14 protein-coding genes are annotated in these 20,200 nt (G+C 47.7%); 9 read left to right on the top strand and 5 right to left on the bottom strand.

Annotated features, from left to right (window positions below; all coding sequences use genetic code 11):
* The first annotated feature begins 1 nt into the window (after nucleotide 1).
* Nucleotides 2–232: a hypothetical protein gene (locus L5M49_RS19910; RefSeq protein WP_131525485.1), complete on the top strand. Its 231-nt coding sequence runs from the start codon at nucleotides 2–4 to the stop codon at nucleotides 230–232.
* Nucleotides 233–656: 424 nt separating this feature from the next.
* Nucleotides 657–1,358 (top strand): DUF3581 domain-containing protein, encoded by a 702-nt coding sequence (locus tag L5M49_RS19905; protein ID WP_263266704.1) that lies wholly within the window; start codon nucleotides 657–659, stop codon nucleotides 1,356–1,358.
* Between the two features lie 83 nt (nucleotides 1,359–1,441).
* Here the strand turns inward: L5M49_RS19905 and L5M49_RS25290 are convergent, their stop codons facing one another.
* The 4 genes from L5M49_RS25290 to dsrO form a co-directional block, all read right to left on the bottom strand.
* The gene (locus tag L5M49_RS25290; RefSeq protein WP_168827655.1) at nucleotides 1,442–2,746 is read right to left on the bottom strand and encodes a methyl-accepting chemotaxis protein; all 1,305 of its coding nucleotides are present in this window, start codon (nucleotides 2,744–2,746) and stop codon (nucleotides 1,442–1,444) included.
* A 303-nt stretch (nucleotides 2,747–3,049) separates the two neighbouring features.
* The gene (locus L5M49_RS19890) at nucleotides 3,050–6,157 is read right to left on the bottom strand and encodes a tetrathionate reductase subunit A (protein WP_263266702.1); all 3,108 of its coding nucleotides are present in this window, start codon (nucleotides 6,155–6,157) and stop codon (nucleotides 3,050–3,052) included.
* A 35-nt stretch (nucleotides 6,158–6,192) separates the two neighbouring features.
* Nucleotides 6,193–7,275: an NrfD/PsrC family molybdoenzyme membrane anchor subunit gene (gene nrfD, locus L5M49_RS19885; protein WP_263266701.1), complete on the bottom strand. Its 1,083-nt coding sequence runs from the start codon at nucleotides 7,273–7,275 to the stop codon at nucleotides 6,193–6,195.
* Nucleotides 7,265–8,047, bottom strand: coding sequence for a sulfate reduction electron transfer complex DsrMKJOP subunit DsrO (dsrO, locus tag L5M49_RS19880; RefSeq protein ID WP_263206404.1), 783 nt, complete (start codon nucleotides 8,045–8,047; stop codon nucleotides 7,265–7,267). The genes nrfD and dsrO overlap by 11 nt, the downstream gene beginning before the upstream one ends.
* A gap of 281 nt (nucleotides 8,048–8,328) precedes the next feature.
* On the opposite strand from dsrO, the gene L5M49_RS19875 reads away from it, so the two are divergent.
* The 7 genes from L5M49_RS19875 to L5M49_RS19845 all read left to right on the top strand — a co-directional run bounded on the left by L5M49_RS19875 (nucleotide 8,329) and on the right by L5M49_RS19845 (nucleotide 19,428).
* A complete protein-coding gene (locus L5M49_RS19875; RefSeq protein ID WP_263266700.1) occupies nucleotides 8,329–10,347 on the top strand; it encodes a sensor histidine kinase in 2,019 nt (672 codons plus the stop codon).
* Nucleotides 10,347–10,958 carry a response regulator transcription factor gene (locus tag L5M49_RS19870; RefSeq protein ID WP_198571939.1) on the top strand — a complete coding sequence of 204 codons (612 nt, stop codon included), beginning with the start codon at nucleotides 10,347–10,349 and terminating at the stop codon, nucleotides 10,956–10,958. Before L5M49_RS19875 ends, L5M49_RS19870 begins: the two co-directional genes overlap by 1 nt.
* A gap of 367 nt (nucleotides 10,959–11,325) precedes the next feature.
* On the top strand, nucleotides 11,326–15,000 hold the full coding sequence (locus L5M49_RS19865) for an ATP-binding protein (RefSeq protein WP_263266699.1): 3,675 nt from the start codon (nucleotides 11,326–11,328) through the stop codon (nucleotides 14,998–15,000).
* Nucleotides 15,000–15,653, top strand: coding sequence for a hypothetical protein (locus tag L5M49_RS19860; RefSeq protein WP_006080105.1), 654 nt, complete (start codon nucleotides 15,000–15,002; stop codon nucleotides 15,651–15,653). Before L5M49_RS19865 ends, L5M49_RS19860 begins: the two co-directional genes overlap by 1 nt.
* A gap of 48 nt (nucleotides 15,654–15,701) precedes the next feature.
* A complete protein-coding gene (locus L5M49_RS19855) occupies nucleotides 15,702–16,922 on the top strand; it encodes a hypothetical protein (protein WP_011790750.1) in 1,221 nt (406 codons plus the stop codon).
* Nucleotides 16,910–17,782: a hypothetical protein gene (locus tag L5M49_RS19850; RefSeq protein WP_263175235.1), complete on the top strand. Its 873-nt coding sequence runs from the start codon at nucleotides 16,910–16,912 to the stop codon at nucleotides 17,780–17,782. Before L5M49_RS19855 ends, L5M49_RS19850 begins: the two co-directional genes overlap by 13 nt.
* A 401-nt stretch (nucleotides 17,783–18,183) precedes the next feature.
* Entirely contained in the window at nucleotides 18,184–19,428 is a 1,245-nt protein-coding gene (locus L5M49_RS19845) for a dicarboxylate/amino acid:cation symporter (protein ID WP_263145575.1), read from the top strand.
* Between the two features lie 116 nt (nucleotides 19,429–19,544).
* On the opposite strand, the gene L5M49_RS19840 is transcribed toward L5M49_RS19845, so the two are convergent.
* The gene (locus L5M49_RS19840) at nucleotides 19,545–20,036 is read right to left on the bottom strand and encodes a TIGR00645 family protein (RefSeq protein ID WP_105250244.1); all 492 of its coding nucleotides are present in this window, start codon (nucleotides 20,034–20,036) and stop codon (nucleotides 19,545–19,547) included.
* Nucleotides 20,037–20,200 lie beyond the last annotated feature (164 nt).

The raw sequence follows: 20,200 nt of genomic DNA, 5'->3' as shown, positions 1-20,200 counted from the left end.
TATGAACACTGGTGCCCTCGCTTTACTTATCCCAATACTCGCAATTGTTGGTGGATATGTGGTCGCTATAATGAAAATCCGCAACAAACAAGGTGTGTCGACGCGTGAGCAAGTGGCCGAAAGCCAAGCTTTTCAGACCGAGTTAGCCATCCTTCGTCAGCGTATCGAAGTGCTAGAGCAGTTAGCCACTGACGATGGTTTTCAGTTAAAGCGTGAATTTAAAAAGGTCTAACGATTTATTCCTTGGCTTATCGGTGGCTAGGCAATACTTACGTTTTAGATGTTATTTGTTCTGACAAGGTATTGCTCGCCAAATGAAAAATGATGTTGAGTTATTTTAAATGAGTCACGAGTGATGAAAACGGCCTTATTTAGCTAACATTTCTGCGGCATTATCGGCTGTTATATGTCGCGTCATCTCGCCATACAGGCTCTATCTTGCATAAAATTCCGCCTAATATCTGCAGAATAAACCTGAAACGTCAACAGATCCTAATACCCCTGTCATTTGTTTGGCTTTACAAATGTGGGCAGGGTGTTACTTTGTACGCCTTACGTGGGTCAAGTCATCGGGTGAGTTAAATACCTAATTTAAGGTAAACTCGTGATAATTTTGTTATCCATCCCTGTATTGAGTTATTACAAATAGAGTTTATATGTTTCTAGCGCCTTATTTTTCTAAGCAAAATCAAGCTATTTCCGTTTCAGCACAACACGCCAGTGACTTCGCGAAGAAAATTGCGCAGGACTTTAATCCTATCCACGATGTGGGGGCAAAACGCTTTTGCGTACCGGGAGATTTACTGTTTGCCCTAGTATTGACTCAATATGGTTTGAGCCAGAGCATGAAGTTTAGCTTTGCGGGTATGGTGGGTGATAGCGTCGAACTGCAATTCCCTGAACAAGTGAGCGAGAGTTTTTCGATTCGCGATAGTCGTGAAAAAACCTATCTTAATGTCAGCCGTCATGGCGATGTGAGTTGTTGCGATGCGCAGACCGAATCCTTTATTCGTCAATATGTTGCTTTCTCTGGGCATAATTTTATCGATATTCTGATCCCTTTGATGAAACAACATCAAGTGATGATCAACCCAGAACGGCCTTTAGTGATTTACGAAAGTATGTCGTTTGACTTAACCACTCTCGATTTTGTGCAAGTGACCTTATCACTCGTTGGCCAAGATTTAAAAATCGACGGTAAACGTGGCGATGTGACATTGCATTTTGAATTACACAGTGGCGACACTTTAGTTGGCACAGGTATCAAAACCTTAGTGATGAGTGGATTACGTGCTTACGATGAGGTTCTTGTACAGCAAATGCGCGCCACCTATGAAGGTCGTAAAACTGATTATTGATTGACGTAAAAGCAATAGGTTGGCGTTTTGTCTTTTAGATAAAGCGCCATGCAATCCTTGATAGCGCGATTAAATGCTAGCAATTAATTGTTATTGACTGATAGCTGCGACACGATTGCTGAGACGTTTTCCGCGCCGCTACGTATTTCTCCCATCACTAATGTTACCTCCGCTAACTGTTGTTTTCCTTCCAGTGCAATACCTTCAACTTCGTTCATCATGCTAGTTGCACTTGTGGTGAGTTGTGTATTTTTAGTGACGACGGCGGCAATCTCACTGGTTGATTTACTGGTTCTGGAAGCAAGCTGCCTTACTTCATCGGCGACAACGGCAAAACCTCGGCCTTGTTCCCCCGCTCGTGCGGCCTCAATTGCGGCATTTAATGCCAGTAAATTAGTTTGATCGGCAATCGAGCTAATGGTCGCGACTATCGCTTGAATACTTTGAGATTGTTCATTGAGTTGAGTTATCGCCAAGGTCGCTTTATGGGTTTGCTCGGCAATAGCATTAGAGGTATTTACAGTCGCATTGAGTAAATGTACGCCTTGTTCTGCTTGCTCGACGGTACGTTGTGACGTGGTCAGTGCAATATTGGCGGCTTCACGTACAGCGTGGCTTTGCTCGATCCGCTTGCTGATATCGCTCGCAAATTTAATTACTTTAACCACTTTACCTTGCTCATCCATAATAGGATTGTATGCCGCTTCTAACCAAATCGAATCGCCATAAGCATTTTTACGTTCAAAGAGACCGCTGCTATATCGACCTTGCTTTAGATCGTCCCAAAAGTGTGGATTTTGTCGATAAAACTCATCAAAACAGAAAATACGATGGTGTTTACCAATAATCTGCTCTTTGCTAAAGCCCATTGTCTTTAAGAAGTTAGTATTGGCTTTCAAAATCGTGCCATCGGTAGTGAATTCAATAATGGCTTGCGAGCGATTCAAGGCATTAAAAATGGCCGCTTGGTCGTCAAGTTGGTGCTTATCTTGGGTGATATCAGAGGCTGTTTTCATTATTTTAACGACTTTACCTGCCTGTTTTATGGGGAAGTAAGTGGCTCTAAGCCAGATCTCTTGGCCATTTTTATTCACTCGTGCAAAATTGCCTTCCTGTGGATGACCTGCTTTTAGACTGCTCCAAAATTGCTGGTAGGTAGCAGAATTACCATAAGCCGCCGAGCAAAACAGCTTGTGATGTTGGCCTACGACTTCATTAAGTGAATAACCTACCGTTTTTAAAAACAACGCATTAGCATCGAGAATTATTCCATCAGGCGTAAATTCTACTGTGGCAATACTGTGTTTAATCGAGTCGATGATCGACTCCGCCTCTTGGCGTTTACTTTCGCTCACTTCTAGGCTTTTACGTAATGAAGAGTTGAACACTGAGATACTCCTGATGAGTCTAACTGACTCAAAAACTGCAGTTCTTTATTGAAAGCTCGATATTTCGAGCTAGATATACTGATAAATATAGCTGTGATTTTAATATGTGGTTTATTTCTATGAAACGCGTGATCGGGATCTATATACCTAGATTGAGTAAAAAAGATCACAATTCCTCGGTTTATTCGCGAATAGGCATAGCTAGAAAACATTAATGAGGCAATTCGGCTTAATCAGATTGAATTAACGCCAAAGAAAAAGCTGCCAAAGGGCAGCTTCTTAAGTGTCATCTTTGCTCGGCGATTAGCTTAGTTTTTCAATCTTAGCTGGCAGGCCTTGTCTGGCCGAAGCGCCACTTGCCCAATCCACCAGCGGGTAACGGCCGTGGCGACTGGGATCAAACAGATTCAAGTCGTTCATATTGATGCCGACTCGGATCAGCGGATTGGCGGCGATTTTAAGGTTGTCGATCACTACGTCCCGCGCGCCGAGTTCCTTATGGCCATAACCGTGTTCGATAGCGATGCAGTCAGGGTGCACTCCGGCAACACATTCCACTAAGGCAATAACGCTGCCGTTGGGCGTGCTGATCTTGACCGTGTCACCTGTGCTGATCCCAAGGCGACTGGCGGTCTTCTCGTTCAGTCGCACTGGATTATTAGGGTGCACTTGGCGCAAACGATCCGAGCCAATACTCATAGAGCTCATGGTGTGGGATTTGTAACTACTGATCAGCAAAGGCCATTGTGATTTATTAAACGCCTTATCGAGCGGTGTGCCATTGGCTAAGGCGGGTTGATATAAGCGTGGGCAGCCACTCATAAATTCCCCTGTGAGACTGTTACGGCGACTGCCCACTTCGGGATTCCACAGCATCATAGGTTTTGGCCAGACTTTACTCGGATTACCCACTTCATCTCGCGCACCGCTCATATTTTCAAAGCGGCCGCCGCGGGCAAATAAGTAGCTGACTTTTTTAACTTCATCTGGCTTGAGTCTGGCATTGAGCTCACTTTGGATACGACTCACACCGCTAAGATACATGTCCTCGGCATTGATATCGGCGACGGCTTTACCCAAATAGGCCACGTTAGCGGCGCCGTAGAGTGAGTAATCCGCCGCGCGCGTTAACGGATGTAAGCTGCCATCGGCGGCCTTAACGGCATTTTCGCCAAAGCCAGGTAGTTGCAGTTTCATCGCCACTTGGCTCAAGAAAGACTCCATGCACACCACATCACCACTGGCCATTTTTGTGACCCTTGGTTCGACAATCGGCCAGCGACCTGTCGTTTCCTTTGTCAGAGTTCCATGCCAAGAAGGGCTCCAACCCCATGACTCGTAGGTTAAGGTGTCGGGCACGATATAATCCGATAGCGCCGAGGTTTCGTTAATAAAGCTGTCGATACTGATAAACAGTGGTAGCACTTTGGGATCTTTCAGTTGTTCACCAATGGCTTCACCTAAGCCCGCTTGACCATAAATCGGATTGCCCATGTGGTTAATCCATGCTTTGAGTCGATAGGGATAACCGTGCACCGCTGCGGTTAAATGTTCGCCAAGCAAGGGCGATGAAATCGGAAACCAAGGCTCCTTAGCAGGATAAGGCGATTCGCCCGCTTCGACTTTACGGCGATACTCTGAGGTTTTCTCGTAGGGGAATTTAGATCGCGATAGGAATACGCCCTTAGGCTCGACCATGCCGTCAAACTCCTGCAGATTATACCTTGGGCCTTTACCAAAGGCGGGAAAGGAACCACCGGAAGCTAATGCGCCACCTTTTAAATTGATATTACCTATCATGGCGTTGAGCATCATGATTGCCCACGCGCTATAAAAACCATTGGCGCTCATTGTGCCGCCGTGGGAGATCACTGCGGCCTTAGTGCCATGGCTGGTAAATTTATCCGCGAGGGCAATGATCTGCGCCTCGCTGATATCGCACTCCTTGGCATAGTGTGCCATTTCGAAGCTCTGCGCCGCTTCACTCAACAGTTGGAAGCTGGATTTAACCACAATCACTCCCTTAGGTGTGTCGACGCTTTGGTCAACGTCGAGCTTGGCTTTCAGGCTTTGACTCGCCAACACTATCTCGCCACTCGCGGCATCGACAACCAACTGCGAGTCTTGCTCGCCATAGGCTTTGCCCTCGAAAGGTAAGCCAAGATCGCTGGCAAAGAGATATTGGCCATATCTTGGATGGGTAGGTTCGCTGACGATCAAGAAACCTGCGTTACTAAAACCACGGTAACCTGATGCTTTTGCTGCATCGACATTGGGCGCACTCAAAAACTCGGCGGCATAGCGCTGGTTATCAATAATCCAGCGCAACATGCCCATGGCGAGTGCCGAATCGGTGGCGGGGCGGATCGGCAGCCAAGTGTTGTTGCCCGCACAAGGTTGATTTGAGGTATTGGGCAGCATGGGCGACACCACCACATAACTGAAATTAGTGTTATTCACCCGCGCGTTAGCCAATTGTCTTGCTTGGCGTTTAAAGGGATTGCCCGATTGCTGCGGCGAGGTGCCGATAAAGAGTAAAAATTCGCTATGGTCCCAATCGGGTTTCAAGTGGGCGTATTTTTTCAAATCATCCAACAAAGCGCCGGCTCCGGCGCGGTAGGTAAATCCACAGTAAGCGCCGTGGTTGGCAAAGTTTCGGGTGCCAAAGCTGTTGAAGGTGAAGCGTTTGATAATGGCATCGCGGCCCTCATCGGAGGCGTTTGAGACCAGTAACTGGTTAGCCTTAGGGCCGTATTCTGGATTATTGGTATCGAGTGGCGTGGCGATATCACGAATCGCTCTTAAGCCTTCGACTTGCCCCTCACCAAATAAATCACCACCTTCGACGACTTCATTCAGCAATTGCTCAAAGCTAATGCTCTGCCATTGGCCGCTGCCGCGCTTACCCACGCGTTTAAGACATTGGGTAACGCGGTGTGGGCTATCTAATTGTTCTAGCATGGCATTACCGCGGGCGCAGGCGGTGGAACGTCCTTGTAGACCCTGTTCTTGAAAGGCGCTAAGCCCAACAAAGGCGGTTTTGATCGGCGTATCAAAATCGATATGTTCCCGCGATGACAACGGATGATAAGGATTACCGCTGATACGGATGATTTTATCGGTTTTTTGATCGATACGAGCGCGCACGCCGCATTTGGTCCAGCAACCTAAGCACATAGTATTGGCGATGCGTTGATCGTCATTGCTGATTAACTGGCCTGACTGTAAATCGACTTTGTATTCAGGTGCTAAGGAATTGCCATGCAGTGGATCTTGGGTCGGTTTTCCTGAAGTGCCATTGACGACACCTTTACCTATTTGCGCTAATGTATGGCTATAACCCGCGGCAAACAATCCCACACCACCCGTTACAGCGGCCCCTTTGATAAAACGACGTTTACTCTTATCCATGATGGACTCCTTAATTCTGTAAACTAATTGGGTGCTCAGCGAGCAAGTTTTGCCGCAGGCGTGTGGCGAATAAGTTCGGAGACCAGCGCCATTAATGCTAACCAGAGGCCGAAAGTCCCAGCTATGCCTAATAGCCCTTCGGGTCCCCAAGGCAGTTGATAGAGATAAGTCCCCGCGCCGTATTTAGGATCGGTTTGCGCTTGAATTAACACTATCCAGCGAAATCCCCACGCAAGGTGAATGGCCGTGAGGCTGACGATTAGCATTGCCATATTGGGTAAGTGACGAATGGCGAGCATCAGTGCCAGCACGGCGAGTGTGACCAGTACCCAAATTGCAGCAAGTTGCCAGCTTGGGCTGGTTTCAAGCAATAATGCGGCTTCGGGGGCCGAGCCCTTATCGAATAACGCCCAGCCGATAAGGCATAGGGCGAATAGACCAAAACTGGCTCTTACCCAGAGTAATAGGCTGTCTTGGGTGCGCTGTTGGTAGCCCTTTAATAGTCGATTCAGTACCACCAAAGTGCCGCAGGCGGCGAGCAGGGCACTCATTGCCATCAAAGGTGGCAGCCAATAGGTATGCCACAGTGGCCGCGCCTCAATGGCCATGGTTTCCATGCCAGTGTAGAGGGCGATACTGCAGGCACTCAGGGCCGTGATCAGTGCGATCGGCTTGATGAATTTGTCACTGTTCCAATCACCGAATCTCAATAATTGGCCTATTTTATTCACCCAATCTGAGTCTTGATTCGTGGTGTGCTTAGGCAGATATTGACGCAGTAGCAGCCAAGCAAATAGCGCGCTGGTGCCCGAGAATACGGGCAGTAAAAAGGCGCCATACCACATCCAAGAATCAGGGCGAACTTGCGCATAAAAATGCCAAGCCCGCAGCGGTTGGTGTAAATCGGCGAGTAAGGCGATAGGGGCGACTATGCCTGCGGTTAACATTAAACAGGCGCAGAGTTTCAGCAATCTGTCATCGGGTTTGGGTTGGCTAAACAAATGTATTGTCGCTACCCATACGCTGGCGTAGGCGAGCCCCATCATAAAAAAGTATTGTACTGCCCAAGGTAGCCAAGTAATGGCGATATCTGGGGTAAAGATTTCTTTAATGACCATGGTGGATCTCCTCGCCAGTATCGGTAAGTAAGGTTCTAACGGGGGCTTGGCCGCTAATCTTGTCCTCAAAAGCGCTGCTCATGCCGATGTAGAACACCCGTGGCGCAGTGTTGGCCGTCGGTTTGAGCACCTTGATATCGGTTTTGTTGGCGGCGAGCAGTTGGCTTATCTGGCTGTTGGGATTATTCAGATCGCCAATCACACGGGCTTCTCCTACGCAGGTTTCGACACAGGCAGGCAGTAATCCTGCATCTAACCTATGGGCGCAGAAGGTACATTTGTCGGCGGTATTGGTGTCGTGGTTGATAAAGCGCGCATCATAGGGGCAGGCTTGCACGCAATAGCCACAACCAACACACCATTCATTGTTGACGACCACTATGCCGTCCTTGCGCTGGAAGGTCGCGCCCGTAGGACAAACTGGGATGCAGGGCGGGTTTTCGCAGTGATTACAAAGTCTTGGCAGCATTAAAAACGCAGGCGGAGTGGTATTTTCCTGCTGCGAGACTTCATACTGCTGCACTGTGGTGCGAAATTGCCCGAGGGGCGGTTGATTCTCGATAGTGCAAGCGACGGTACAGGCTTGGCAGCCCACGCAGCGGCGCAAGTCAATTACCATACCGTAACGTTTACCCACTTGCCCTTCGCTGGCACTGTGCATTTGAGGGCTGCGCTTATCATCCTGTGCATACACTTGCACGACAGGGATGAGTGCGGCGCCAACACTGACGCTGGCCATTTTGCCGAGAAACTGACGTTTACTCTTGTCCATACAGATTTCCTTCACTACTTGCAGATGGCGAATAAACTGGCTCATAGACCTAGAGTTAAGGTTTATGGCGAGGTTTACAGGCATTCTGTAAAAGGGGAGGCGGCATAACTATAGTGGTTTTCCACATATCGGGTGTGGACTTGATCTAGCGCAACAAATATCCGTTAGAATAGCCTTCAAAATGCTAGGGTTTTATTTTTTGTTACTTGAGTTTGGCCTTTTCTTAGCTTGAGTTGGACTTGATTTTAGTGTGAGTGACTGGGGATAAAGGATTGCACTTCATGTTATTGAGGATGATGAAAACTGTGTTTCGCTTAGCTGTATCGGTCAAGTGGCCGTTATCGATTCTGAGCACTCCACATTCCGTGGCAATACCGAGAAAAAAGCCAAGGAACGCAGTGTTATTCCTATGCTTGCTGGCTTCGGTTAAGGTGTTTGCTGCGGAGCCACTAAATCAAAGTGCGCATTCGGGATTAACTGACCCTGAGGTTGTTGCTCAAGTTGCTATCGAAGAGCCCAGTTATCAAGTAGTCGATGTTGGCGTGTTAGCCATCCGCGGTTATAAGGCAACCATCAACCGCTGGCAACCTTTGATGGGGTGGCTCGAAACCCAAATTCCCAACAGTTACTTTAGGTTACATCCTCTCACCCTCGATGAGCTAGCTAAGGGCGTTGAAACCCAAGGGCTCGATTTTGTGATCACAAACCCAGGGCAATCCGTGTTGCTGGCGCGGCAATATTCCCTTACTTGGTTGGCGACCCTGCGCAGTCCGTTAAATAATGGCGCGGCAATGCAAGTGGGCTCGGCGCTGGTGGTGCGCGCCGATTCACCCTATCACACCTTAAGTGATCTTAAGGGACGTCGCCTCGGGATCGTATCGAAAAATGCCTTTGGTGGTTACTTGACCTTAGTGTACGAAGCGCAGCTAAAGGGCATAGATTTGCCTCGCTTTGTGGGTGAGATCATTCCGCTGGGGTTCCCGCTAGATAATTTGTTGTATCAGTTAGATGATCAAAAAAGTGGTGATGATGCGGCGAAAGATAATCGACTGGATGCGGCTGTGGTGCCTGTGTGTCAGCTTGAGCAGATGCAAACGGAAGGTCTTATTAATATCGCCCATTATCGAGTGCTCGATAATCAAGCGCCTGCGGGATTTAATTGCCAAGTCTCGACTCACCTTTATCCCAACTGGTCTATGGCAAAGACCAATCGCGCCTCCCAGTCTCTGGCTAAAAGTGTGACTCAAGCTTTGCTAGCGCTGCCTGAAGATCATCTCGCCGCTAAGTCTGCTGATTCTGCGGGCTGGACCACGGCCGTGAGTCAGCTTGCGATCGATCAACTGCTTAAAGATCTCGATATGCATCCTTTGCAGGCACCATGGTGGCAAAGGGCGTGGCAGTGGATCAAGTTACATCAACAATGGGCTTGGCTTGTTTTAGGGATTTTGGTTTTACTCAATGTGTATCATTTTTGGCTTGAATACCGCTTTAGTCGCCGCGGCCGTGAGTTGATTAACACTCAGCGCCAGCTCAATGAAAACCGTGCGTTACTGGAACATGCCCAACGTATTGCTATCGCGGGTGAGCTTGGCGCGAGTCTCTCCCATGAACTCAATCAACCTTTGGCGGCGATTGGCCATTATTGTCATGGCGCCGAAGTGCGATTACAGCGGGGGACGAGCCCTGAGGAGTTGCAATCGGTATTGGCGCTGATCCAGCAGGAAGTCACGCGCGCCGACAATATTATCAGTCGCTTACGTAATTTACTGAAGAAGCGACCTGTGTCGAAACAGCCTTTGTATCTGCATGAGTTGGTCAATGATACTGTGCCGCTGCTCGCCTATGAGTTTGAACAACATCAGATAAACCATGCTGTCAATGTGAATGGTGAACCCTATTTACAGTCCCTCGATGAAGTTGGCATGCAGCAGTTGTTGCTTAACTTGCTGAAAAACGCCTTTGACGCCTGCGTTCAGCGGTTAGAGCTTGAATCCAGTGGCACCGAACAGATCATCACGCAAAAGCCATACACACCCACGATCGATATCGATCTTCGCTATCAAGAATGTACGCTCTTGCTGACAGTCACAGATAATGGCACAGGGTTAACCGAAGAGACCAGTCTGCTGATGCAAGCATTTTATTCCACTAAATCAGAGGGGTTAGGTTTAGGCTTAGTGATTTGCCGTGATATTGCCGAGAGCCATGGTGGGACGTTTAGCCTAGAAAGCGCTATGGGTGGCGGTTGCCAAGCGCAGGTAGCTATACCGCGTAAACCTGAACCCAATGGAGCACAATAATGAGCCTTGAGTTACCTGTGTATTTAATCGATGACGATGACTCAGTGCGTCGTTCTTTGCGTTTTATGCTTGAAAGTTATGGCCTTAAGATCATCGATTTTGATAGCGCCGAAGCCTTTTTTACCACAGTTGACTTAACACTACCGGGTTGTGCGCTAGTCGATGTGCGTATGCCGGGTTTGAGTGGCCCACAGTTGCACCTTGAATTAGTGGCAAAAAATAGTCCACTAGCGGTGATTTATCTCACTGGCCATGGCGATGTGCCAATGGCGGTAGATGCGCTTAAATTAGGTGCGGTGGATTTTTTCCAAAAGCCCGCCGATGGCGCTAAGTTAGCCGAAGCGGTTGTCAAAGCGTTGGAACATACCAAGGCGCATCATCAAGACAATCAGTATCTTGAGACTTATCAAGCGCTCACGCCAAGAGAGCGGGAAATACTCAACCTGATTGCCCAAGGCCTGAAGAACCAAGAGATCGCCGATAGTCTCTGTATTGCCATGCGCACGGTTGAGATCCACCGTGCCAATTTGATGAAAGGCATGCAAGTGGGATCGCTGGCGGAAATGATGCTGATCTACAGTCGGATTGCCGAACGCTTGCGTCTCGAATAAATCCGCTGGAATTTACCTTTTATCGCGCTAATTGCCGCTTTGTTAGCCGCCTATTTTGGCTAAGTTGTCGTATCATTGGCCGTTTGATTTGAGCCTAGCTATAGGGTTATGTTTTTGCTGAGCAATGGGCTGAGATGTGAGCCAAGGCATTAGTGCATCGCCGCTTAATTGCCAATACACTGTGATTGCCTTATTTTAGGGGCACTATTTTTAGGCCACGATTTTTAACATCACTTTTAGTCACTTTTTTAAAGTGTTTATTTACAGTGACGATTTTAACGTCAGTGGCCCTCTTGGATTGTTTTCTCTTATTGTGTAGAAGCTTCTGCAGCTTAGATAAGACTCTCCTGTTTGCATAAGGAATGAAATGGCAAGCTTGATTCGTATTGTGCTGATTGATACGCACCTTCCGGGCGTGGTGGAACTCGCCCTCAATGGTCATACCAACATTTGTGGTACTAACGCCTCGGGTAAAACGACATTACAACGTCTAGTCCCTGTTTTTTATGGTGAATACCCAAGCCGCGTGGTGCCTTCGACCCGCGACAGTTTCGAGCGTTGGTATTTACCACACGATTCAAGCTACATCATTTACGAATATCAAAAGGCCGATGGCTTACTGTACCAAGCTGTGCTGGCCTCGGCGGGTGATGGTAAGGGCGTTAACTATCGTTTTATCGCCAAAGGTTTTGAGCTAAGCGATTATATTAAATCGCAAAATGGCGACACTATTCTGTGCCACACCATGGCGGAATTAGGCCGTGATTTAAAACGTGCCGGCATCGCCACCACTAATTTGCTTAATACCCGTGAATATCGCGCCATTATTCAAAACGATCGCACCCTATTAAGCACGGGCAGCAACCGCAGCGAACTACGCGGTTATGCACGCCAATTTGCTCTGTGTGAGGGCGAGCATTCCCTGCGTCACATCGAAAAACTCGCTAAAGCGGTGCACTCCAAAGAAGGCAAGATGGAGACGGTCAAATCCATGATCGCCGCCATTTTAGAGGAAGATGGGGTTAATCCGCCCAGCTCACGTTTGAATCCGCAGCGCGTTGAAGCGTGGATCCGTGAAAGCCAACTTATCCAAGGCTTTGAAGTCATTCGCCCTGAGTTTGAAAAACTCGAGCAAGAATTTAACCAACTGCTCAGCGCCGAACTGCGTTTATCGAGTCTGTCCCGCGGTTATCGCAACGATGAAACCTTAGAAGCCGATCGCCAAGATATTCAGCAAACCTTATCTAAAGAGCTGAATTTAAAACTCAGATTGCTTGATGATGAATGGAAAGAGCAGCGCGATGAGCTCAATCTCGATTTATCGGCAGCTAAGGGCGATGTGGCAAAGTGCGAGTATGAGCTCGATGCCATTGAAGATCAGCATGCTGCCTTTTTAGATGCGAACATAGAGCAAGCCAAGGCCGATCTTGAGATGCTGCCGAACTGGCGCACCGATGTTGAAAACCTAAGTGAACGCCATAAGCTGCAAACCGAGAAGCACCAAGACATTGAGGCGGCGTACAATGCCCGTCGCAGTAAGATTGGCGAGCAGTTAAACCGCGAGCTTGAAGGTTTGCATGCCGACCAAGACAAGCAGCGTGAAGCCCGCGATAAACAACGTGAAGTGGCGCGCACCGATATTGACGCCCTAGAGCTGCAATGGCGCAACCAAATGGATGCGGGCAAGGCTAGCTTTAGCGAGCAGGAATACCAATTCAAACTCACTGCCGCCGAGCTTAAATTGCGTGTTGATGGCGTGACTTACACCGAAGAAGAAAAGCTGAGTCTCGCGATTTTCGACGAACGTATTCACCGCGCCGACGAAGAACAAGAAAGCTGCAATGCCAAGGTTGAACGCTTAAGCAGCGATGAACGCAAGCTCAGAGCCAAACGTGACCAAGCCAACGAAGCCTTGCGTATTGCCACCTTAAGGGTGAATGAGCGTCAAACTGCGCTGGATGAACTGCACCACATGCTGTTCCCGCAATCCCACACCCTATTGGAGTTTCTGCGTAAAGAATCCCAAGGCTGGGAGCAAAGTTTAGGTAAAGTGATCGCGCCTGAACTACTGCATCGCACTGATTTACATCCAAGCTTAGTGATTGAATCGAGCGAAGCTTTCTTTGGTGTGCATTTAGATCTTAAAGCGATCGATGTGCCTGAATATGCCGCCTCCGAACAAGAGCTGCGTATTCGGTTAAGCAAAGCCGAAGAAGCCCACACTAGTGCCCAAGAAATGCAGGCCGAGGCCGAATCTCAGCTGGTGGCCATTAATGGCGAGTTGGATAATCTCAGCCGTGAACTGACCTTTGCCCGCACGGCGTACAAAAATAGCCGTGACGATCTGCGTCGCCTGTTTGATGAAAAGCGCAGCGAGCAAGAGAAAATTAACAAAGCATTGAGCGAGCGCAAAGCCCATGCGGGACAAAGACTGACTCAACTCGATGGTGAGCTAAAACAACTTAAACATCAGCACGAACTCTGGCTCGAAGATCAAAAAGAGCAAGCGCTAGAAGCGCGTATGGAAAAGAATGCCTATTGGCAGGAAGTCATCGGCGCGCTCGACAATCAACTCGGCCAAATTAAAGCGACCATTGAAGGGCGCCGTGAAAGTGCCAAAATCGAGCAGAAAGCCTGCGAGACTTGGTACAAAAACGAGCTTAAATCCCGTGGTGTGGATGAGGATAATATCCTCAAACTCAAGCAACAAATTCGTGAGTTAGAAACCAAAATCAGCCGCGCCGAACAGCGTCGCAGCGACGTACTGCGCTTCGACGATTGGTATCAACACACCTGGCTTGCGCGCAAACCTAAACTGCAAACTCAGCTTAGCGATGTGAAGCGCGCGGTATCGGAAATCGATCAACAGCTTAAGGCGAAAACTCAGGATGTTAAGACTCGCCGTCAACAACTTGAAACCGAGCGTAAAGCGTCCGATGCGGCGCAGGTTGAAGCTTCTGAAAACTTAACGAAGTTACGTGCCGTAATGCGTAAACTCGCCGAGCTTAAGTTACCGACCAATAACGAAGAAGCCCAAGGCAGCCTAGGCGAGCGTCTGCGCCAAGGTGAAGATTTGCTGCTGAAACGCGATTACCTGATGGGTTCGGTGAAGCAATATGTGGAGCATTTTGACTCAGTGATCGCCAGCAAGTCAGGTTCTGGCCTTGCGGAAACCTGGGAGCGTGCCCGCGAAGAATCGAGCTTTATCAACGATAAAGGTATTCGTCTGCTGGATTACCGTAAGTTAGTGCCACAGCTTGAGCAATTGCTGAACGTGATCGTGCCGCAATCGATTACTGCGCTGCGTGAGCAAGGACGGATTTTTGGTGTCGACTTAACCGCTTTCTACGATGTGTTAGCCGATATCGACCGCCGCATTGCCTCCCAAAGTGCGCGTATTACCCGCGAAGTGGGCGAAGAGTTATTCCTCGATGGCGTGTCTGAATCGGCTGTACGTATTCGTTCGCGCATCAGCGAGTTAGAGTTCTGGCCTGAGCTTGAACAGTTCGTCAAAGCCTTTAAACATTGGAAAGCCGATGGTTTTAATGGCTTGCCCGATGAGGATTACACCAACAGCATGCGCCGCGCCTTAGACATTATCGGCCGTGCCGCATTAACGGGGGGAATCTCTAAGTTACTGGAAATCGAGCTGCGCCTTAAAGAAGGTAACAGTGACTTAATTATCCGCACCGACAGACAGCTTAACGAATCCTCAAGTCACGGTATGGCGTATCTGATTTTGTGTAAGTTCTTGTTGGCATTCACGCGCTTGCTGCGTGGACGCGCCGATGTGACCATTCACTGGCCAATTGATGAGTTGGGCACTTTGCACCATACCAACGTGAAGAAGATTTTCGACGCCTGCGAAAACAACAATATTTGTGTGCTGGGCGCCTTCCCGAACCCTGAGTCTGAGGTGCTGAACTTGTTCGCCAACCGTTACATTATCAACAAACAAACTAAGAAGTTGCAGGTGGTAAAACCTAAGGTCAATCCAATTGCAGACATGTTGAATAAGCGTTTGTCGAAGGAGGCCATCTAATGAGTGATGCAACCCAAACCGTATTAGTTGGCACTGGCGCTTTGATTGAGCTGTTACTCAAGGGCGAGTTTATTTGCCGCACCACTAATGAAGAAGGCTGGCGCGCCCTTAAAAATAGCAGCACCCGCGAGCGGGTCGAAGCTTATCTCAATCAAATCAACCGTACCGTGGCGTCTGCCGCCGAAGGTGATGTGTTCTTCTGCGGTTATTTGCAGCTCGGCGATAGCGAACGTAAAGTGATTTCATCGCAGTTTAAAGATATCTGTCAGGCATTGATCCCGCTGGTGGAATGGTTGGTATTAGTGCAAGAAGCCAGTGGCCAAGATGCGCCGCTGAGCGAAGGTGCGCCCGTGCGTTTGACCGAGCTGCAAAGCCGTATCGAAGACACGCCAGCGTTCCGTGAGCAGTTAGCCAAACTCAGCCAATATCGTCTATTTGGCTCGACTAGTACCAACAGCGATGCGCAAATCAAATTAGTCTTCAAACGCTTAGTCGAACTCGGCTATTTAGTACGACCCAATGCGGAGAAGCAAATTTATATCGCCACGGGCAAGCTGGATTATCTGTATGAAGTTATTCGTTTTATCGATGAAACCGAAGGTTTAAGCCTAGAAGCGCAGGCGGAAACGGCGACCCAGCGGGACTTAATCTAATGTTGGCACGATTAAACCTAGGTAAAAGCTGCGACCAAGGAGGCCGTGATGAGCAGTAACTTACATCAGGCGGGGGTTAAGCTGCTCAAGCAGTTAGGTCGCCATGCTGACATCATTATGGACACCTATTTGGCGGGCTCTCTTAACGAGGATGCGCACGATCCAAGCGTGGTTGAAAAGCTTAAACAGGCAGGGATTTTATGGCGGCCAGAGCCAGATCAGGAACTGCGGCTTAAGCGTTCTGTGCGTGCCTTACTCGAAGAAGGTTTAAGTGATGAGCGCAATCGTCAAATCGACTCTAATGTCGGTTCGGCCTTAGCCACGATTAAAACCTTGGCCGATCATTATAAAGAGGCGCGTCATAGCTCAGATTACAGCGCCGCCGAGGCCTATTTATCCGATTTAAGCGAGCATGTTTATAGTTTCGCCGACAGTCTGCGATATTCGATCCGTGTGCTCTGGGGCCGCATTAATAACGAGTTTGGTTACGTAGGTACGATCAACGCTAAGATCCGCGAAAACGAATTAGCCCAAAGCCAAGTGTCTGAATTGCTTAATGGCTTAGAGATGTTCCAGTTTAGTGAGCTAGGCGAAATTGCTGGCGATATCCGTGAACTGCGCAAGCTCTTAGTGACGACTTTGCAGGAAACCATGAGCGACTGCGCCCAGGAACTGAGCGTAGTGCAGGGGCGTTTACTCGAACTGTTAGGTCGCTTTAGGCAAATCCGTGGCCGTACCCGTTTGCTCAAGGGCTGGTTGCTCTACACTGATTTGCATCCGGATTATCGGCCTGCGGACCATGTGTCCCACAAGGAAATCCCGAGTCTATTCAATCGCGCCGAAATCTTGCTCGCCCCTGCTTCGGTGGACGTGCACAACGCCAGCCAAGAGCTGGAGTTGATGGGGATAGTCGCGCACATTAAAGCCATCAGCCGTCATCCTGTGATTGCGGCGGTGCGTGAGCATGATGTGTCCGTTTCTATCACCCAAAGTGAAGACTTCGATGTGCCGGATAATCCGCTCAAACAAGCGGTGGATGAGTATTTCGTCGATGTGATTGAGTCTGGCCTGCGTCAATCGGCGCTGGAATATCTGGCGGATAAAGCGCTGCCTTGGGACGCCGAAAGCTGGATTTATCAAGTGATTGGTGGCTACGAAGGTCTGCCCGATGAACACAAAGCGTATTTTGAGCTTGAGCCATTGGGTGAACCGCATCCCATCTATAGCGGCAACTTTATTATTCGCGATGTTGAGTTATGGCTCGCCTAGGCCAGCAACAATTACAACTGTTGGAGAACGCTTTTATTAAGCGTTCTCCCAAGGTTAAGCTCACGGCTAACTGGCGTGCGATTCATCGCGAGTTAGAAGTGGGTGAGTTAGACGAGTCTGAAAAGTATCTGTGTTTTGCGCCCAAAGATTTCGAACTGCTAAGGCAAGGCGTGTTGGCGTTAATGGGGCTTGATTTAAGGCAGCTTGATTTTAATGTCGATCGCATGTCGATGTCCGTCAAAAGTCACGATGAAAAGCTCGCTAAGATCCGCCCTGAAGCCGAATACGTTTTGATGAAGTATCTGGGTTTCGAATCTTCACCAACTGGGATTTCAACACGCACATCACTGCGTATTCCTTTGGATGAAGCACAAAAGCATTGCCATGAACTCAATGTCGCAGCCATCCTAGTGATTGAAAACCTAGATGTATTTGATGTTATCCATCAAGCGCGTTTGCCACAGGATTTAACTAATGTGATGGTTATCTACCGAGGTAGCGGTCATCATTCTCCGATTGGCGTGCAGCATTTTTTGCGCTCAATGGTAGGGAAACTGCCGATTATAGCCTTTACCGACTTAGATCCAGCAGGGTTACAAATCGCCCATACCTTAACAGGCGTGACCCATTGCCTTGTGCCACAACTTGCGCTGACAGCACCTGCTGAGTTATTGGCAATAGCACAAATTAATTCTACTGATGATTTCGACAAGCAAGCGAAACAGGCTAAGTATTTGCAAAATGCCGAGTTAAAGCATTGGCAAAAATTAGCCGTTTGGCTAAATCAACACCGTATTAGTATCAAACAGCAACACCTGCTGGCTCACGGACTTGAACTAGTGTTAGTGCCATATATTTAGTTGTCATCCCTTTCATCTCTCTACTTTACTGTAATTAACTGGTTTTAAATCCTGTTATAAATTTAAATTCAGTTATTAAGTCTGAGTTTTATCTGGCTGTTGTTTCTTATATGTTTAATTTGATGTTATTTGATGTTTATTTTGTTTGTTTATACTGGTTTAAATATATTTTGTGAGTGCTCAAATATTGTTCTGATAAATTTTTTATGGTTTAAAATCAGTTTATTACTATTTTTCTGTGATGGTGTTAACTTAACTCAAGATGAAAAAATGAAATTTATTCATTGAATTAACGGCTAGCATGTTTCACTATCCCCGCCTGAGCCAAAAATGGATTGGCAATTGTGCTCATCATGGAAGATGAATAACAAATAAATGACCTTTCTGGGGAAATCACAAGCATGATGAAATCACTTTCGACGCGGATCTTTATTGGTCTGTTTGCCGGCCTTATTTTCGGCACAATAGTGCAATACTTCTTAAACGATATCGGTTTTTTCTCGGGTAATTTAGTCGAGCTTGCCGGTGGCGTTGGTACTATGTTCGTCAATATGATCATGATGCTGGTTGTGCCACTCGTGTTCGTGAGTATCGTTTGTGGTGTCTGTGAGCTGCAAGATCTCAAAAGCTTTGGTCGTTTGGGCGGTAAGACCTTCGGTTTTTATATCATCAATACCGTAGTCGCAATCGCGACCGCATTATTAGTGGCACTGTTACTCGAACCCGGTAAAGGCGTGGATATGAGTAGCACGGATGGCGTAGCGATTACAGCAACTGAATTGCCAAGCCTGATGGCGCTGGTGATCGACATAGTCCCACGTAATCCTGTGACGGCTTTTATGTCGGGCAATATGCTACAAGTGATCTTTATGGCCTTGTTACTTGGCGGTGTGATTAAGTCCCTAGGGGAGCATGTTGCAGGTGCTGTGCAAGGTTTTCAAACAGCCAATAGAATCATGATGAAACTGATTTCTGTGGTGATGAGTCTTGCGCCCTATGGTGTATTTGCCTTGATGTTTAAACTCGGCGCGACCTTAGATGCAGGTGTGTTTATGAGTGTGGTTGAGTATATGGTGCTGATCCTCGCGCTGTTGCTACTGTGGATTTTTGTGGTTTATCCTATGGCAGTGGGAATATTTACCCCAATCTCAGCCAAAACCTTCCGCGAGAAGACCCAAGAGCAAGTGCTGTTTTCACTCTCGACCGCAAGCTCAAATGCGACTATTCCCGTGACCATGCGTACTTTAACGGACAAGTTAGGCGTGAACCGCGCTGTTGCTGGTTTTGGCGTACCGCTGGGGGCGACCATGAACATGGGCGGTGTGGCGATTTATATCACTATTGCGATTTTCTTTGTCGCCAACGCCTTTGGCATGCCCATTACCACTGAGCAATTGCCTTCGCTGTTATTTAGTGTCTTCCTATTATCTGTCGGTGCGGGTGGTGTGCCCGGTGGCGGCATGGTGATGATAGGTGTGTTAATCCATCAAATGGGATTACCGATAGAAGCCTTTGCCATAGTGGCGGCCTTAGATCGGATTATTGATATGGTGCTGACATCCTGTAACGTGGTTGGTGATACTGCGGTATTGACTATAGTGGATCAAACCGAGAAAGTGCATCAGCTTGAGTCAGCGAAGAGTTAATGTGCCATTAAGTCGTATTCTATAAAAACAAAAGCCACTGAAAACAGTGGCTTTTTTTATATTCACTATGCTGGTATTGATACGTTGATAGGTTAGCATCAACTATGTTAGCACCATTACTTAGTGCGAGTAATTTTATCCAGATAGCCCATGGCAAAGGCTGATAATACAAAGGTGATGTGTATTAACAGATACCACATGATTTTGTCGTTATCGATATTCTTCACATCCATAAAGATTTTCAGTAGGTGAATAGACGAAATCGCCACAATCGACGCCGCCACTTTGTTTTTCAGTGAGCCAGAATCTAATTTACCCAGCCAACTTAGCTTCTCACTGTCTTCGCCCACATCCAGCTGCGAGACGAAATTCTCATAGCCAGAAAACATCACCATCACAATCAGGCCGCCCACGAGGGTGATATCAATCAAGGACAGGGTCACCAGCACTAAATCCACTTCAGTCATCTCAAAAATGATCGGCAGAATATGGAAGATCTCTTGGAAGAATTTAATGCCTAAGCCCAATAAAACAAAGCTGAGTCCCAAATAAATTGGCGCCATAATCCAGCGCGATGCATACATTAATTTTTCAAATATTTGTTCCATAATCCATTAAACCCTTTATCTAAAATGCGGTAAAAAATCGAGTCACTAATGACTAAAACAGTAACATAATGCACTTTATGCGCGCTATTACCCAATCACAAGGGCGTGAGTTATATGCTGTTATTGTGCTTTTTTTGTAACCTCTGTGGTTATTTAACCCCTAT

It is taken from the genome of Shewanella sp. SM74, assembly GCF_025653725.1.
Taxonomy (GTDB): domain Bacteria; phylum Pseudomonadota; class Gammaproteobacteria; order Enterobacterales; family Shewanellaceae; genus Shewanella; species Shewanella oncorhynchi.
This window is presented reverse-complemented; position numbering and strand designations above follow the sequence as displayed.